Genomic DNA, 15,794 nt, shown 5'->3' on the forward strand with positions numbered 1-15,794 from the left:
CCTAGCTACTCAGCCATTCCGGAAGTTAAACGAACAGCGGATACTGCTCCATCCACTCGTTGATCTGGCCCCGAACGCGGGCAATGCGGGTATCGTCGTCGTTATGGGTCAGCACTTCATCAATGAACTCCACAATCCGAACCATATCCGTTTCCTTCAGGCCGCGGGTGGTTACGGCTGCCGAGCCAATGCGCATGCCGCTGGTAATAAAGGGCGACTTATCATCGAAGGGCACCATGTTCTTGTTGATGGTGATGTCGGCCTTGATAAGCGTGTTCTCCGCAATTTTGCCAGTTAGGCCTTTGCTGCGTAGGTCAATTAGCATCAGGTGGTTGTCGGTGCCGCCCGAAATAATCTGGTAGCCGCGCTCCACGAAGGCACCTGCCAACGCCTGCGCGTTTTTGATAACCTGGTGGGTGTAGTCGGTGTAGGCGTCGCTGAGCGCTTCGCCGAAGGCTACGGCTTTTGCGCCGATAACGTGCTCAAGCGGGCCGCCCTGGGTGCCGGGGAATACACCTGAGTCCAGCAGGCTGCTCATCATGCGAATTTCACCTTTCGGGGTTTTCAGGCCGAAGGGGTTTTCGAAATCTTTGCCCATCATGATCAGGCCGCCGCGCGGGCCGCGCAGGGTTTTGTGCGTCGTCGTCGTAACGATGTGGCAGTAGTCGAAGGGATTATTCAGCAAGCCCTTGGCAATCAGGCCGGAAGGGTGCGAAATATCGGCCAGCAACAGCGCGCCTACCTCGTCGGCCGCTTCGCGCAGGGCTTTGTAGTCCCAGTCGCGGGAGTAGGCCGAGGCACCGCAGATGATGAGCTTCGGCTGCTCGCGGCGGGCTGTTTCTTTTACTTTCTCCCAGTCAATAAGACCAGTCTCGCGCTCTACGCCATAAAAGCTAGGCTTGTAAAGTTTGCCTGAGAAGTTAACGGGCGAGCCATGCGTCAGGTGGCCGCCGTGCGACAGGTCGAAGCCGAGGATTTTGTCGCCGGGGTTCAGGATGGCCAGCATGACGGCGGCGTTGGCCTGGGCGCCGGAGTGCGGCTGCACGTTTACCCACTCTACTCCGAACAGCTCCTTGGCCCGGTCTATGGCCAATTGCTCGATCTGGTCCACAATTTCGCAGCCACCGTAGTAGCGCTTACCGGGCAGACCCTCGGCGTATTTGTTGGTGAGGATGGAGCCCTGGGCCCGCATCACTTGCTCCGACACGTAGTTTTCGGAGGCAATGAGTTCAATACCGTGAGTTTGCCGTGCTTTCTCCTTCTGAATCAGGTCGAAAATTACGGTGTCGTGGGTGAGGGTAGTGGCTTGCGTTTCCATAGCTTCAAAGGTAGCGGATGAATAGTGAAATGAGTACGCACTAGGTCCGGGAGTTTGCCAAACCCTCCATGCAATTGTGGTGTGGCTTTAGAGAAGGTAATGGCCTAGGGCAGGTGCAGACCTGAACCGGTACGTGCTAGCGTAACCGGCTGGCCACGGGCACTGCTTCCGCATCTCGCAACTTCGCCTTACCTTGCCTGCATGAACTCGCCCCAGCAGCTTGCCGAAGTCCTGACCAGCTTACGCATCGGAAACCAGTCGTTTCTGATTACGTTTTATGAGCAGAACCGCGACCTGTTTGCCCGCTGGGCCCGGCGCCAGCACCAATTGGCCCCCCCGGAGGCCCACGCCCTGCTCCGGACCGTAGTAGTAGAGTTCTACGACCAAGTGGCCGATGGGCGCCTAACCAAGCTGCCACCCGATTTGCGGGCGTATGTGTATGGCATTGCCGATGAGGAGATGCGAGCTGCCCGTACTACGGCCGAGTTGCCAAGGGCAGAAGCCGGTCGGCGCCATCACCTCTTGGCAATGTTTCAGCAGCTAGGAGAAGGGTGTCAGAAAATGCTGATGTATTTCTACTTCCGGGGCTACAACTTTGAGAAGGTGGCCGGCAAGATGGGGTACGCCAATGCCAACGTTGCCCGGATCCAGAAATCGAGCTGCCTGCGGAAGCTGTACGAACTGCGGCTGCGCGCTGAAGGAGCCCAAGCATAATGGCTGGCTGGCCTCTTCTGCGTAGCTTAGCAGCTTCTGGGAGCTGTTGTGTACCTACAGCATGCCCCCAATCTGCCGCCCTACGCTTATTTCCCGCTAGTACTGTAGTATGACGCTGCCTGCCTTCGACCTGCGCCCTTACCTGGAAGAGCTGGAACGCTTTGCCGATGGCCAGATGACGCCCGCTGAGCAGGAAGCCTTTGAGGTCCGGCTGGAGCAGGATGCTACGCTGTACCAAGCCTACCAGGCGTACGAGCAGCTGGCCGCCGACCTACGCTGGGTGGCCGGGCACGAAACCCTGCATCAGCGCCTGCTCGCCCTAGATTTGCGCCTGGATCAGCGCCAGGCCGCCTTGGGCCGCATCCGCCGTCGGCAGCGCCGCACGCAACAGCGCTGGGGCCTGTTGGGGTTGGCGGCTGGTATTGTGCTCGTGTTGCTCTGGATGATCCTGCGCCCAACGGCCCCGAATGCGGAGGCCTCTTGGACCCGGTATTACGTGCCTGAGGTAGGGTTATCTGATGACGTAGTGCAGGAGACGCAACGCCCTCTGCTGGCCGAAGCCATGCGCTACTACCGCGACGGCCACTACGCGCCGGCACTGCACTCCTTGCGGCGCATTTCGTCCAGCAGCCTGGGCCAGGATACGCTTATGTACTACAACGGCATCTTTCTGCTAAGCCAGGATAAGCCCGAACAGATTAAGGCGGCGCAACCATTTCTGCGGCGCGTAGCCATGCAGTCGGGCTCGGGGCTGGCCCGGCGGGCGCGCTACCACCTGGGCATGGCCTACTGGCGCAATCAACAAATTACGGCTGCCCGCAATACGCTGCGCTCCGTAGCCAACGACCCTCAGAACCCGTACCAGGAAGCGGCCCGGCAGCTGCTTCGCTCCGACGCGCTACCGCAGGAATAAGGAAGCCAAACACTAGCCTGCCTGGCTTATCGAACCGCAATGGGGTAGTCGGGCTCTATGTTGGGTTGCAGCACCAGTTTGTTGGTGTCTAGGTCCAGAGCGGCCAGATGGCGAAGCTCCGGGTTGTGGCGGTACACGCAGCCTGTATCGAGGCAAATAGCTTCTTTGTGGGCTTTTACGTGTTTTTCCACGGTTGCTGTGGGAGTGGGCACGTGCCCGTGTACTATCCGCTTGCCGCCCGTGCGGGAAGCATCGTAGGTAAAGGCCTTGGTATTGAGCATGGTGTCCCAATCGTGGCGCATTTGCTCAGGAGGCAAGCGAAAATCGAAGCCGGCATGCACCAGAATAAAGCCCGGTACGTCAAACTGATACGGCAGGTCATGTAGCCAGCGCAGGTAGCGGGCCGGAATGTCCTCGGGCCGTTCCACGCCAAAGCTCTGTAATGTAATACGGCGGTCTTCATCCGTGGCCCAGGTGAGTTGTTGGTGTCCGTTGGCGGCGTCCAGCAGTTCCTGGTCGTGGTTGCCCCGTAGGCACACCACGTGGTAGCCCCGTTGCGGAAGCTGCATAAGATAGTCGAGGGTGCCGCGGCTATCGGGTCCTTTGTTCACGTAATCACCTAGTACATACAGCTCATCTTGTGGGGTTAGCTTCAGCTTTTCCTCTACTAGGTGCTGAAACGAGCGTAAGCATCCGTGCAAATCAGTGGTAACGTAGCGGGCCATAAGCGTAACTGGAAAGAAGAAACGAGAAACAAAAAAGCACCTGCCGTGGCAGGTGCTTTTTTACGGAGTCCGCAGTTTTTAGCTGTAAGCGGGCTTGTCCAGATCGGGCTTGTCGAGGTTGCGGTTCGGATGACGCAGACCAGCATCTAGGGCCTCCTGGGCCAAGCGCTCTTCGGTGGCCTCATCTAAATTATTTACAGGCAGGTTGCCGGTGCCTTTCGGCTGTTCCGTTTGGCTAGGGCTGCCATGGTTTTCCTTAGACTGCTGATTGGTGTTATTGCTTTTGTAGGGCATAGCGTTCAGAAGTTTACTGGTTCGTTTTCACGTAGAAACAGAGCGGGAAACTAAAAATGCCAGGAAAAACCTGGGCCTACAGGTTACTGCACAATGGCAGAGTCCGAGGCATTCGGGTCAGTGAGGTCGGCGTTGGTGCCTTGGCGGGCCAGCTCATCGTTGTTGGGCTGGCGTTGCTCCATTTGGCCCATGCCCACACGGGAGTTCGGGTTGCGCATTTCGTCGCGGCCGGGGCGGTCGTCGTCCGCATCCAGCTCATCTACGGGGCGACGCGGGCGCATGTCAGCGTCGCGGTCGTCGGGCATATCCTGGTTAGGGCGGTCGGAGCGCCCTTCGTCGTTGCTACGCATATTATCGGCGGGGCGCTGGGCCTTATCCGCATCTTCATTCACGGAAAGCGAGGTAATACCGTTCTCACTGTCCGTGCCGTAGCCTTCTTTGCCGTCGCGGTTGCCGAAGCCACCACGCGCTGCTTCGTTCTTGGGTGGGTCAGCACCCGGGATGATGTGTCCGGCAGAGAGTTCCTGGTCCGTCGTATCGTCGTTGATTACGCGAACGGGACGATTGTTTGGGTCAATGGCCATAAATAAGCAGACTAGTAGGATGGGAGGAGTTACAGGAAAGTGTACTGTGGTTTGAGGGTTTGGGTTTAGGTTTGGCCTAGTAGCTGGCCCATAAAATTGCGGCGTGCCCTCCTGCGTAGCTGAACGGTTGGGGCTGTCACGAAGCCTAGTGCAAAAGATGTTAAGCTCATGTGCCAACCAAACCCGAAGCGCTTTCCACTACCAGCAAGCAACAAAACGGGAGGCCCCGACTAGCAGGGCCTCCCGTTCTATTTCCAGGCAGGTAGCTGATGCCTAGTCTTGCAGTACAATGCGGGTGAACTTGCTCTTTTTGCCGGTTACCAACCGGGCCATGTAAGTGCCCGAAGAGAGCTTGCCTTTGCTGAATTCATACGAGAAGCTTTCCCCCGCTTCGCCGTTGCCTTCTGCAACTACCGTTACCACCGAGCCCTGCATGTTCATCACCTCCAGGCGGTAGTGGCCGCTTTGAGGTAGTTTGAAGGCTAGGGACGTACGACCCCGCGAAGGGTTGGGTGAAGCCGTTAGGCCATCCTCCGTGGTGCTTTCGCTGCCCAACAGGCTCGCGGAAGCCTCTTCCTGGCAGGTGCCTACCATGTCGCCGTGGCGCAGGTGGTCTAGTACATCGGTGCTGCCGATGCAGAGCAGCTTGCCGTTGTGGCACACCTGCACTTTGTCGTTCTTATTGCCGCAGCGCACGTCAATCACCTCAATTCTAACCTCAGCCGTGCGGGTGCACTGGTCAGCGTTAACGGCCGTAACGGTGAAGGTGTACGAACCAGCCGCAGTAGGCGTGAACACCGGATTAGCACTAGTGGCATTGCTCAGGCCGGTTGCTGGCGCCCAGGTGTACTGGAAGGTTGGGTCGCCGCTGGCAGTTAGCGTCACGCTCTGAGCACCATAGCCTAGGTAAATGGTGTTGCGGGCGGCCCCAGCGAAGCCAGCAGTTTCGGGCGATACCGTAATGGTGGGTGCTGAGCAGGCGTACAGTGGGGGCATATCGAAGGCCTCCACTTGGTCGATGCGGCTGGTGCTTAGGCCCTGCTTGGCGCTAAAGCCCAGACCACGGCGGGCAAACACTTTCCAAATCAGCTCCTGGTTGGCGCCTTTGTTCAAGACCATATCAGCCGCCAGAATGCCGTTGCGGGCATCTACAAAGCCAGGGCTGCAGGGCTGCTGCTTCAGGCCTTCAATCACGAGAGCCATGGCGATGTTGTTGCCGCCCGTGCCTTTGTACAAGTCAGCATGATACCCATACTTTTCGATCAGGGCCCAGTTCATGTCCCAAATCATGGTAGCCCATACAAAACCTACGCCGTGCGGAGCTGCCAGCGCCGTGTTGTTGGTAGCGCCGTAGGTGTAGTTATTCACCGCAAAATCGGTGCTGTACGGAGCCGGACGAATACCGCGGCCGGTGGTGGGCTGCCCGGAGGCGTATGTGCCAATACCACGGGGCTTCGCACCGTTGTCGCCAACTTTTGTGGTCAGCATCAGGCCAAACCAGTCGCTCCAGCCTTCACCCGCTTGTTCAGCATTGCGCAAGCAGGTTGAGTTCATGGCGCCGCCCGTCAGGCGGGTAGAGATGCCGTGACCGTATTCGTGGGCAATGATGCCGTTATCGAAGTCGCCGTCAAATTCCGGACCTGAGCCATCATTTTTCAAAGTAATTACTACCTCCGTTTGCGCATCCAGTGCCGTCCGGACCTTAGCTCCATCGGACTGGCTGATCATTACGGCCGGAATAGCAATAGCCGGCAGGGCCACGGTGGGCGCACCGCCCATGACGATGGGTGCACCAGCGGCGTTGTTAATAACTAAAACAGCTATAGCTCCTGCTTTTTGAGCGTTCTGTACCTTATCGGCAAAGCCACAGCTACCCCGGTACACCACCGCAATGTTACCGCTGATGGCCGCTGCATTACTAAACTCGCTGCAGCCTTCCTGGCCTACGCCCGTGGCCGTAGCGGCCAGCACAAGCTTGCCCGTTACGGGCGTGGAGGTTAAGGGCTTACTGAAGCTGCCTTCGAGGGCGGTGTAGCTGCCAGCTAAGGCAGCTGGCGAGGTAATGCGGAACAAGTCCTTATCGGGAATACCGCTCCACAGGTACATCTGCATGCGGGGCGCAAAGCCGTCGTTGCCGGTGGCAAAGTTGGCGTTGTTGCGCGTCGTCGGGATGTTGCGGCTGTCTTGGGCCTCAGCTAGTACGGGGTCATTGGCCATGCCGCCCCTTTCAAAGACATCATACTGGAAGTTGCCACTGGCCTCATCGAAGCCATACTGGTACCAGATGTCGTGCATGAGGTTGTTCCAGTAGAACAGGTTTGCTGTGGCCGCATCGCGGTACGTGACGGGCTGCTTGGTCAGGTCAACCGGAAAGTTGAAGTTCAAGTCAGCACCACCATCGGGACTGTAGTTGGTAGCGAAGCTATTGTTGTTGGTAGGGTCTTCGTAGGCGAAAACGTTGTTGCCACGGGTGGTAGTAAACGAGCCAGCGGGCGAGTAGTGCCAGCCTCGAGGCGAGGCTTTTTCATCGGCGGCACTCGTGCTGACAAATACCCGAGGCCCGTGGTTAGGGCTTTCCGTTACCAGAGGGTACACATTGTAGATGTTGGCTACTGGGTCGGCGGCGGCCGCTACGGTGGCGGCAAAGTTAAACGGCTTCGATGCCGCAACAGCCTGAGAAGCGCCGTAGCCCAGCGGGAGCCCGCCGGGGCCATCATTGTCAAACTCGCAGTGTACTACTAGGTTGTCTTTTTCCAGCACCTCCCCGGTAGCAGCATCTAACCGCATGTCCCACCAGTTCTGAGCGTTCAATTCGTAAATCGACACGTTCCAGGCCAGGCGCAGGCTGCCATCGGGCATGGGCTGATACACGAGCTTAGCCGGAATGGACTCCAGCGAAATGCCCCCGTTTGAGAACAGAACCTCTTGGTTTGTGCCCCCGGTCTTTTTCTGAACTGACAGCGGCTGTTTCAGGGAGATGTTCAGGTGCCGGGCTGCGGCCGCTACCGCCGCCTCGGCCGTGAGGCGGGCTTTGGCCGGCTTCACGCGCTTGCTCACATCAAGTTGGAAGCGGTTCCCCACGTTCAGGACCTGGTTGTCCGAGGTCATGTTAACGTTGGTAATGGCATTATGGATTTCAATGCCTTGGTACCGCTGCTTCAGGTAAATGTGCTTTACTCCACTCCTCTTCGACTCCGTCTGACTGCTTACCGCAACGTCGGCAATATCAGAATCTGTGAGCTTGAGGAGTTGTTTGTTTTTTTTGAGGTGGTTCAGTACGGCCTGCGGTACTGCTTTCTGGTCCGAAGGCCCCGTGCCTTGGCCATAGGTAGCCTGACCGGCTAGGAATAAGGAGGCTGCTAGCACGGGTGGTGCCAGGCGTGGTAAGAGTTTATGCATGTTGTAAGAGTATGGTGGATAAGGCAATAGCGCACTGTAAGTAAACAGTTTGGTATAGTTTTTTCAATAAGTAATTTAACTTATTTCATTAATTATGGGACTTCATTGAAATAATTACAATTGACAGGGCCTTTCTTTGGCTTAATGGCTATTTTTATTAATAATATCATATATATTAAAATTATGTCATTGTGAATATGCTGTAGCTCAGCGGTATAGCCAAGCCAAAACGGGAACTGACTAGGTGCCTGAAAACGAAAAGCCCCCTGGCAGCAAAGCCAGGGGGCAAACGCAGTGGTAACAGTGTCATCGGGAAGCATGGCTTCCGCGTACTTTGCTAGGGTATTTGAAGGCGTAAAGCGTTAAAGTATAGCTTGATAAGCGTGTTGTAAGCTAGGCAAAAACCTGTTTTACAGCAGTTTATGCCACTGCGGCAGAATGCTATAGTCCGGCTTTAATGCACCAGCACCCCAGCGTCTTCCGCGGCGGCTACTGGCTGCCCAATCAGGCGGCGCCCTACCAATTGAATCAGTAAGGCCAGCAAGGCCGAGGTGGCCATGATGGCCACCATAGGTACGGCCGTGTGGGTATTGAACAAACTCACTCCGAATGAGGCTAGAGCGCCCACCGCCATTTGGGTGGCGCCCATCAGGGCGGCAGCGCTACCCGCGTTTTTGGAGAAGGGAGCAATGGAGAGGGCCGCCGCGTTGGGGTTGGCAAAGCCCAGGCAGCACAGAAAAAGAAAGAGCATCACGATGGTGCCAGCTACGCCAAACCACCCTAACGCGGTGCCCAGCAGAAACACTAGCCCAATAATCGACTGAAACCCCATAGCTACCAGCACAATCTGCTCGCTGCGGTAATAGCGCAATACCCAGCTGTTGACTTGGCTGGAGCCGATGAAGCCCACCGAGAGCAAAGCGAAAATCCAGCTGTAGGCCTTGCCGCTCACCCCGAAAATATCCATGAATACCAGGGGCGAGCCGGAAACGTACGCCAGCAGGCCGCCAAACGTCATGGCGCCGGTGAGGGCGTAGGTAAAGAACTGAGGCTCGCGCAGCACCGACCAAAATGTGGTCAGGATGGGCTTGGGGTGCAGGGAGTAGCTAGGGTCGGGCTGGTAGCTTTCGGGCAGCCAGAACACGGAGGCCAGCAGCATAAGCGCACCCATCAGGAACAAGACCAGAAACACCGACTGCCAGCCGTACGCCTCCACCATATAGCCGCCCACGGTAGGCGCCAGCATGGGGGAAACGCTGATAACGAGCGTGAGCAGCGAGAAAACCTTGGGTGCATCCTTCACCGGGAACAGGTCGCGGACCATGGCCACGGCGGCCACCGTAGCGGCGCAGCTACCCAGGGCCTGCACAAAGCGGAGCAGAATAAGCGAGTCAATGGAGGCTGACAGGTAGCAGCCCAAGGAGGCCAAGGCGTACAGCAGCAAGCCTATGTACAGCGGCTTTTTGCGCCCAAACCGGTCGAGCAACGGGCCATAAAGCAGCTGCCCGGCCGAAACCCCCACGAAAAAGCTGGAGAGCGAAAGCGAAACCTCAGCCACTGTGGTGTGCAGATCCCGCGCTATGGCCGGGAAGCCCGGCAGGTACATATCAATGGAAAAAGGACCCAGCGCCGATAGGGTACCAAGAATCAGAATCAGAAAGAAATAGCGTTGCTTACTCATGAAGGGGTAGCAGACACCATCCGGCCAACTCAGTGGTCAGTGGCATCTTTAAAAGAAAAGTCAGGTTTTTAGACAGTTGGGCTTCTTAACCAAAGAATGAGCAAGAAGATTAGCTCAACAACGAAATGTTTTTTCAGAAACGACTCCGCTGCGGACAACTCAGCCAAGCCACAAAGGTAGTGGGCTAGGGTGGTTCTGGGGCCCAAGTGCCAGCCGCGGCAGCCCTATGGTAGCGGCGTGTGTGTTTCCGGGACGGGCAGCCTACCTTGCACTTCCTCCCTGTAACTGCGCTACCCTATGTGGACTGAACAAGACAACGCCCTTACCCGGACTTTCCGGTTCAAAGACTTCAAAATGGCCTTTAGCTTCATGAGCGATGTAGCAGAAGAAGCCGAGTACCAGGAGCACCACCCGTGGTGGAGCAATGAGTACAACGTGGTAACCTTCCGTCTGCGCACCCACGATGCCGGCAACACAGTAACCGACAAAGACCGCAAGCTGGCCGCCGCCATTGATCAGCTGGCGGCCGAATACGGCGGAGAGTGAGTGACGAGTAATCGGTTGCCCGCTACGCAAGGCCTAGTACCCGTACGCCGCAACCCACTACTTGCAACTGCTAACTCCTCTACCTTTGCTGCTGTATGACGACGACTGCTACTCCCGCTCCCACGCTTCTGTATCTGGTGCCCACGCCCATTGGCAACCTGGAGGATATTACCCTGCGGGCCATTCGGGTGCTGGGCGAGGTAGATACCGTGCTAGCCGAGGACACGCGCACCAGTGGCCGCCTCATGCAGCACCTGGGCCTGAAAAAGCCGATGCTCAGCTACCACCTCCACAACGAGCACCAGCAGGTGCAGCGCCTGTTGGAGCGCCTCGAAAAAGGCGAAACCATGGCCTTGGTATCGGATGCAGGCACGCCCGGAATTTCTGACCCCGGCTTTTTGTTGGTGCGCGAGTGTCTGGCCCGGGGCCTAAAGGTGGAGTGCCTGCCCGGCGCTACGGCCTTTGTGCCTGCCTTACTGAAGTCGGGGTTTGGGGCGGAGCGGTTTACCTTCGAAGGCTTTTTGCCGGTGAAGAAAGGGCGCCAAACCCGCCTTAAAGAGCTGGCTGGCGAAACCCGCACCATGATTTTCTACGAGTCGCCGCACCGGATTGTCAAGACCCTGGAGCAGCTGGCCGAAGTACTAGGTCCGGAGCGGCCGGCATCCGTCAGCCGCGAACTGACCAAGCTATTTGAAGAAACCGTAACGGCTCCGCTTTCCGAGCTGGCCGCCAACTTTGCGGCCCGCGCGGCCATCAAAGGTGAAATTGTGCTGGTGGTGCAAGGCCACAAAGAAGAGCGCGCCAAAGAAGACCGCTATACCGACGAACATCGTGCTGACTAAATCAACTGCTTCCGCTACCCCCATTACGGCCGCCAACCTGCCGGTTTCGGGGTTGGCTTTCTGGCTGCCGAGCCTGCTGGCCCTGCTGGGTGCGGCGTTGCTGTGGCTGGGCTGGCCCGTAAATCCGGCTCCGTTGGCGCTGGTGCTGCTGGTGGCGTGGGTGCCGTTTCTGCGGATGGAGCAGCTTCTCACGGAGCGCGGGGCTAGCGGCTGGAAAATATGGCGCTACGGTTATTTGCTGCTCGTGCTCTGGAACCTGTTCACTACCTACTGGGTGAGCTACAGCACGTTGGGCGGCGGCATCACGGCCGTTATCTGCAACGCCCTGATGATGACCATGCCGCTGGCCGCCTTCTATCACACCAAGAAGCACTTTGGTCCGCGGCTCGGCTACCTTTCCCTGCCCATCTACTGGATTGCCTTTGAGCAGCTGCACCTGCACTGGTTCCTGACCTGGCCCTGGCTGACGCTCGGCAACGGCTTTGCGCAAGCTAACTACCTGGTGCAGTGGTATGAGTACACCGGTTTCCTGGGCGGCTCCGTCTGGATTTGGGCCGTGAACCTGCTCGTGTTCGGGGCATGGTTTGGCTTTCGGAGTGCTGGTGCGGCGGCTGGTACTACCCCTCCACTACGCCTGAAGTGGTTATGGCCGGTACTCGCGGTGGCACTTCCCATAGCCGCGTCTTTTCTTATCGGAAGCCAGTATCAGGAGAAAGGCCCTACGGCTGAGGTGCTCGTGATCCAGCCGAACGTGGACCCCTTTAAGGAGAAGTTTGAGGGAGGCGCCAATTTCATTCCCCACGATCAACAGCTGACCCGTTTGCTCACACTCACCGAGCAAAACCTCACCCCGCAAACCAAGCTGGTGCTCTGGCCCGAAACCTCGCTGGATGAAACGTACTTCGAGGCCAGCATTGAGGGCTACCCTAAAATTATGCGCATCCGGCAGTGGCTGGGCCAGCATCCGGGCGTGGAGCTCATTACCGGCCTGACGACCGTGGGCCAGTATGGTCCTACTAAAGAAAAAGCCAGCCCTACCGCCCGCTTCCGCGAAGACTTAGGCTATTATGATGTATTTAACACTGCCCTGCATTTGGGCAGTGACACGGGCCCAGCGGAGTTTTACCACAAAAGCCGCCTAGTACCAGGCGTAGAAGGCGTGCCGCCGTGGCTCTCCATGTTTGTCATTGACCTGGGTGGTACGGCCGGCGGACTAGGCTCTCAACCCGAGCGAACTGTGTACCGCACCGCTACCCCCAACCTGCGCGTGGCCCCCGTTATCTGCTACGAATCCGTTTACGGCGACTTTGTGAGCGACTACGTGCGCGACGGCGCTTCGCTGATTGGCATCATCACCAACGACGGCTGGTGGTCTGATTCGCCGGGCCACAACCAGCACCTGCAGTATGCCACCTTGCGCGCCATTGAAACCCGCCGCGACATTGCCCGTTCCGCCAATACCGGTATTTCCGCGTTTATCAATCAGAAAGGCGAGATAACCCAGCGGACCGGCTGGTGGGTGCAGGCCGTCAGCCGCGCCACCGTGCACCTGAATACCGAGCTAACGTTCTACGTGCGGTACGGCGAGCTAATCGGGCCCGCCTGCCAGATAGCGGCCTTCCTGTTGCTGATTCTCACGGCCGTATGGGCCGTACTGCACCGCAGGAAAGTAGCTCGCCTATAATTCCAGACCGTCATGCTCCTGCATCACGAAGCATGACTACATTTTTCTTCTAATGCTTGATTACAATCAACTTAGCTTTCAGCTGGCAGCCGTTACGCGCCACGCCGGTCAGTTTATCCGCCAAGAAGCCCTGACCTTCGACCGCAGCCATATCGAAACCAAAGGCGTGCACGACCTAGTGTCGTATGTAGATAAGGAAACCGAAAAACTGTTGGTGGCCGGTCTGCGCGAAATTCTACCCGAGGCGGGCTTCATCACGGAAGAAGGCACTGTTGGCGCTGACCGCGTAGACGGCTACAACTGGATTATCGACCCCTTGGATGGTACCACCAACTTTGTGCACGGCCTGCCGGTGTACTGCGTGAGCGTGGGCTTGATCTATCATCAGGAGCTAGTAGCGGGTGTGGTGTACGAGGTAGTGCGCGACGAATGCTTCCGGGCCGCCAAAGGCGCCGGGGCTTTCTGCAACGAGGTGCCCATCCACGTAACCGATGTGCCCGACCTGAATAACTCCCTTATTGCCACCGGTTTCCCTTACACTGATTTCGGCCTGATGGACGACTACCTCCAGATTCTGGGGGCGTTCATGCGCCGCTCGCATGGGGTGCGCCGCGTAGGCTCGGCCGCCGCCGACTTGGCGTATGTAGCTGCCGGCCGCTTCGAGGGCTTCTTCGAGTTCAACCTGAATTCATACGATGTAGCTGCGGGCATTTTGCTGGTGCGCGAAGCGGGAGGCCGGGTAACTGAGTTTCTGGAAGATGGCGACCCACTCTTCGGGCGCCAGGTGGTAGCCAGCAATGGCCACGTGCACGACGAAATGCAGGCGACTATCCGGGAGTTCTGGAAGTAAGAGCGCCCAGGCAAACCACACGGCTTAAACCAAACTTTTCCGAGCTTGTCGTAGTTTTGTGACCATCATGTGGATACAATATCTCATCATTGCTTTGCTGTTCGCTGGCGCTGCGTTCTACGTGGGCCGCATCTTCTGGCGGGCCTTTATGTCCAAGGATCAGGCGGGTTGCGCCAAGGGCTGCGGCGGGGCCTGCTCCGTGATTGATGTAGACCGGTTACAGCGTACCATTGAGCTAGCGGCCACCCGCGACGCAAGTCCGCGCTAGCCCGCAATATTCTTGCATCCGGATATAACCTGTCCCCGTACTGGCTACGTATAGCCGGTACGGGGGCTTTTCGTTTGCAGGCCCTGCCTGCCTCGGCCCCCTGTCAACCTCTCCCTTAACTACGCCCCTCATCATGCAAGACAAAGAAGAAGAACGCTCGCTCGTCAACGTAGAACAGAAACTCAACAAAGACGGCTTTACGGCAGACTTCCGCGTGACGGAGGGCCGCTTGCACACCCTGGATACCGAGCGCGCCAAAAGCTACGGCCCTGAGGAAGTAACCATCGTGGACTTTTACCGCTTTGAAGGTGAAAGCGACCCAGATGACATGTCGATTCTCTATGCGCTGGAAACGACCGATGGTGTCCGGGGTACTATTTCCTCGGCCTATGGTACCTACGGTGACTCCGATGCCTTGGAATTCCTGAAACAGGTAGAAGACTTGGGTAAAAACCTGACCAAGAACCACAAGTAGGCGCCCACCGCGCCCAATTAGTACTACCTGCTCGCGTGCGCCGCAACTCCGTTGCGACGCACGCTGTCGTTTCCGCCCTTACCAAACTCAGCAATGAAGACGCCGCTGCCCACTCACCCGCTTCACTCTGCCGCTGACCTCGACCGCTTGATAGAGGCTATTGGCGATGCCCGCATTGTGCTGCTAGGGGAAGCCTCGCACGGAACCTCGGAGTATTACACCTGGCGCACTGCTCTTTCCAAGCGGCTCATTCAGGAAAAAGGATTCGGGTTTATAGCGGTGGAAGGCGACTGGCCCGATTGCTTTGAGGTGAACGCCGCCATCAAGCAGGATGAAGTGACCTATGGCACAGCCGCTAGGCTGCTAAGTAACTTTAACCGGTGGCCTACCTGGATGTGGGGCAACTGGGAGGTAGCGGCTTTAGTAGAATGGCTGCACCAGCACAACCGGCAGCTGCCGCGGGCGGAGCGCATTGGCTTTTATGGTCTGGATGTATACAGCCTCTGGGACTCCTTGCAGGAAATATTGCGCTACGTGGAAAAGCAAGGCGATGGCGCTGTGCACGCCGCCCAAAAGGCCTTCCGCTGCTTTGAGCCTTACGGCGACGACCCACAGGAATACGCTGAAGCCGTGGCCTTCGTCTCGAAAGACTGTGAAGATGAAGTAACCCACATGCTGCACACGCTGCGCCGGCAGGTGGCCACCCAGCACCTCGCCGGCTTACCGGAGCGTGAGGAGCAGTTTAATGCCGAGCAGAACGCCTTAGTAGCCGTGAATGCGGAACGCTACTACCGGGCTATGATTCAGGGCGGCTCGGCCTCTTGGAACGTGCGTGATCGGCACATGATGGAAACCTTAACGCGCCTGCTTGACCTCCACGGACCCACTAGCAAAGTCATTATCTGGGAGCACAATACGCACATCGGCGATGCGCGCTACACCGACATGCGCCGCGACGATATGGTAAACGTGGGCCAACTCGCTCGCGAAGCCTATGGCCGTGAAAATGTATTTGCCGTGGGCTTTGGCTCCTATCAAGGCTCCGTAATTGCCGGCAAAAAGTGGGGCGCTACCCCCGAACGTATGAGCGTACCCGAAGCTACCCATGGTTCTTGGGAAAACCTGCTGCATCAGCAACTCGGCGGCGACAATGCCCTGCTTTTCTCCTCGGAGTTGCGCGGCCACGACGTCCTGCGCCAGCCCATTGGGCACCGTGCTATTGGGGTAGTGTACCGGCCTGAGTTCGAGCGGTTCGGTAACTACGTGCCTTCTGTATTGCCAGAGCGCTACGATGCCTTTCTCTTTCTGGACAAGACCCACGCCCTGCACCCGCTGCCTACCCATCCGGCCGAGCATACCCCGCCGGATATGTACCCATGGGGTGAATAAGCAACTGTTTACTAACTATTTATACAGTCCGTGTGTCCCGCCGCCATAAAGCCGGGGCACACGGATATTTTATTTCTAGTCTTCGCTATGCAACGATTTGGAGCGCCTCGGA

Annotated in this window: 15 protein-coding genes; 9 read left to right on the forward strand and 6 right to left on the reverse strand. The window is 57.6% G+C overall.

Annotated features, from left to right (window positions below):
- Positions 1 to 25 precede the first annotated feature (25 nt).
- Entirely contained in the window at positions 26 to 1,318 is a 1,293-nt protein-coding gene (locus tag ACYVGU_RS14015; RefSeq protein WP_460613240.1) for a serine hydroxymethyltransferase, read from the reverse strand.
- A 201-nt stretch (positions 1,319 to 1,519) separates the two neighbouring features.
- Between ACYVGU_RS14015 and ACYVGU_RS14020 the strand changes: the two genes are divergently transcribed.
- Both ACYVGU_RS14020 and ACYVGU_RS14025 read left to right on the forward strand, forming a co-directional pair.
- Positions 1,520 to 2,032, forward strand: coding sequence for a hypothetical protein (locus tag ACYVGU_RS14020; protein WP_460622587.1), 513 nt, complete (start codon positions 1,520 to 1,522; stop codon positions 2,030 to 2,032).
- Between the two features lie 109 nt (positions 2,033 to 2,141).
- Positions 2,142 to 2,945, forward strand: coding sequence for a tetratricopeptide repeat protein (locus tag ACYVGU_RS14025; RefSeq protein ID WP_460622588.1), 804 nt, complete (start codon positions 2,142 to 2,144; stop codon positions 2,943 to 2,945).
- Between the two features lie 26 nt (positions 2,946 to 2,971).
- Here the strand turns inward: ACYVGU_RS14025 and ACYVGU_RS14030 are convergent, their stop codons facing one another.
- From ACYVGU_RS14030 to ACYVGU_RS14050, 5 genes are all read right to left on the reverse strand, one after another.
- A complete protein-coding gene (locus tag ACYVGU_RS14030) occupies positions 2,972 to 3,670 on the reverse strand; it encodes a metallophosphoesterase family protein (RefSeq protein WP_460622589.1) in 699 nt (232 codons plus the stop codon).
- Positions 3,671 to 3,748: 78 nt separating this feature from the next.
- Positions 3,749 to 3,964: a hypothetical protein gene (locus tag ACYVGU_RS14035; protein WP_460613244.1), complete on the reverse strand. Its 216-nt coding sequence runs from the start codon at positions 3,962 to 3,964 to the stop codon at positions 3,749 to 3,751.
- Positions 3,965 to 4,047: 83 nt separating this feature from the next.
- Positions 4,048 to 4,548 (reverse strand): hypothetical protein, encoded by a 501-nt coding sequence (locus ACYVGU_RS14040; RefSeq protein ID WP_460613245.1) that lies wholly within the window; start codon positions 4,546 to 4,548, stop codon positions 4,048 to 4,050.
- A 273-nt stretch (positions 4,549 to 4,821) separates the two neighbouring features.
- Positions 4,822 to 7,947 (reverse strand): T9SS-dependent M36 family metallopeptidase, encoded by a 3,126-nt coding sequence (locus ACYVGU_RS14045; protein ID WP_460622590.1) that lies wholly within the window; start codon positions 7,945 to 7,947, stop codon positions 4,822 to 4,824.
- A 454-nt stretch (positions 7,948 to 8,401) separates the two neighbouring features.
- Entirely contained in the window at positions 8,402 to 9,628 is a 1,227-nt protein-coding gene (locus tag ACYVGU_RS14050; RefSeq protein ID WP_460622591.1) for a multidrug effflux MFS transporter, read from the reverse strand.
- Between the two features lie 297 nt (positions 9,629 to 9,925).
- Here ACYVGU_RS14050 and ACYVGU_RS14055 point away from each other — a divergent pair, with 297 nt between their 5' ends.
- The 7 genes from ACYVGU_RS14055 to ACYVGU_RS14085 all read left to right on the forward strand — a co-directional run bounded on the left by ACYVGU_RS14055 (position 9,926) and on the right by ACYVGU_RS14085 (position 15,682).
- Positions 9,926 to 10,174 carry a 4a-hydroxytetrahydrobiopterin dehydratase gene (locus ACYVGU_RS14055; protein WP_460622592.1) on the forward strand — a complete coding sequence of 83 codons (249 nt, stop codon included), beginning with the start codon at positions 9,926 to 9,928 and terminating at the stop codon, positions 10,172 to 10,174.
- A gap of 95 nt (positions 10,175 to 10,269) precedes the next feature.
- Positions 10,270 to 11,016 (forward strand): 16S rRNA (cytidine(1402)-2'-O)-methyltransferase, encoded by a 747-nt coding sequence (rsmI, locus tag ACYVGU_RS14060; RefSeq protein WP_460613249.1) that lies wholly within the window; start codon positions 10,270 to 10,272, stop codon positions 11,014 to 11,016.
- A complete protein-coding gene (lnt, locus tag ACYVGU_RS14065) occupies positions 11,006 to 12,700 on the forward strand; it encodes an apolipoprotein N-acyltransferase (RefSeq protein ID WP_460622593.1) in 1,695 nt (564 codons plus the stop codon). Before rsmI ends, lnt begins: the two co-directional genes overlap by 11 nt.
- A 52-nt stretch (positions 12,701 to 12,752) precedes the next feature.
- Positions 12,753 to 13,550, forward strand: a complete 798-nt coding sequence (locus ACYVGU_RS14070; protein ID WP_460613251.1) for an inositol monophosphatase family protein — start codon at positions 12,753 to 12,755, stop codon at positions 13,548 to 13,550.
- A 67-nt stretch (positions 13,551 to 13,617) separates the two neighbouring features.
- Positions 13,618 to 13,818: a FeoB-associated Cys-rich membrane protein gene (locus tag ACYVGU_RS14075; RefSeq protein WP_460622594.1), complete on the forward strand. Its 201-nt coding sequence runs from the start codon at positions 13,618 to 13,620 to the stop codon at positions 13,816 to 13,818.
- Between the two features lie 133 nt (positions 13,819 to 13,951).
- Positions 13,952 to 14,293, forward strand: a complete 342-nt coding sequence (locus ACYVGU_RS14080) for a hypothetical protein (RefSeq protein ID WP_460613253.1) — start codon at positions 13,952 to 13,954, stop codon at positions 14,291 to 14,293.
- A 93-nt stretch (positions 14,294 to 14,386) separates the two neighbouring features.
- The gene (locus ACYVGU_RS14085) at positions 14,387 to 15,682 is read left to right on the forward strand and encodes an erythromycin esterase family protein (RefSeq protein WP_460622595.1); all 1,296 of its coding nucleotides are present in this window, start codon (positions 14,387 to 14,389) and stop codon (positions 15,680 to 15,682) included.
- Positions 15,683 to 15,794: the final 112 nt, after the last annotated feature.

Source organism: Hymenobacter tenuis, from assembly GCF_054780495.1.

Coding starts and splice junctions, on each gene's coding strand:
- ACYVGU_RS14015 (WP_460613240.1), bottom strand. CDS start 1,318: ATGGAAACGCAAGCCACTACCCTCACCCACGACACCGTAATTTTCGAC.
- ACYVGU_RS14020 (WP_460622587.1), top strand. CDS start 1,520: ATGAACTCGCCCCAGCAGCTTGCCGAAGTCCTGACCAGCTTACGCATC.
- ACYVGU_RS14025 (WP_460622588.1), top strand. CDS start 2,142: ATGACGCTGCCTGCCTTCGACCTGCGCCCTTACCTGGAAGAGCTGGAA.
- ACYVGU_RS14030 (WP_460622589.1), bottom strand. CDS start 3,670: ATGGCCCGCTACGTTACCACTGATTTGCACGGATGCTTACGCTCGTTT.
- ACYVGU_RS14035 (WP_460613244.1), bottom strand. CDS start 3,964: ATGCCCTACAAAAGCAATAACACCAATCAGCAGTCTAAGGAAAACCAT.
- ACYVGU_RS14040 (WP_460613245.1), bottom strand. CDS start 4,548: ATGGCCATTGACCCAAACAATCGTCCCGTTCGCGTAATCAACGACGAT.
- ACYVGU_RS14045 (WP_460622590.1), bottom strand. CDS start 7,947: ATGCATAAACTCTTACCACGCCTGGCACCACCCGTGCTAGCAGCCTCC.
- ACYVGU_RS14050 (WP_460622591.1), bottom strand. CDS start 9,628: ATGAGTAAGCAACGCTATTTCTTTCTGATTCTGATTCTTGGTACCCTA.
- ACYVGU_RS14055 (WP_460622592.1), top strand. CDS start 9,926: ATGTGGACTGAACAAGACAACGCCCTTACCCGGACTTTCCGGTTCAAA.
- rsmI (WP_460613249.1), top strand. CDS start 10,270: ATGACGACGACTGCTACTCCCGCTCCCACGCTTCTGTATCTGGTGCCC.
- ACYVGU_RS14070 (WP_460613251.1), top strand. CDS start 12,753: ATGCTTGATTACAATCAACTTAGCTTTCAGCTGGCAGCCGTTACGCGC.
- ACYVGU_RS14075 (WP_460622594.1), top strand. CDS start 13,618: ATGTGGATACAATATCTCATCATTGCTTTGCTGTTCGCTGGCGCTGCG.
- ACYVGU_RS14080 (WP_460613253.1), top strand. CDS start 13,952: ATGCAAGACAAAGAAGAAGAACGCTCGCTCGTCAACGTAGAACAGAAA.
- ACYVGU_RS14085 (WP_460622595.1), top strand. CDS start 14,387: ATGAAGACGCCGCTGCCCACTCACCCGCTTCACTCTGCCGCTGACCTC.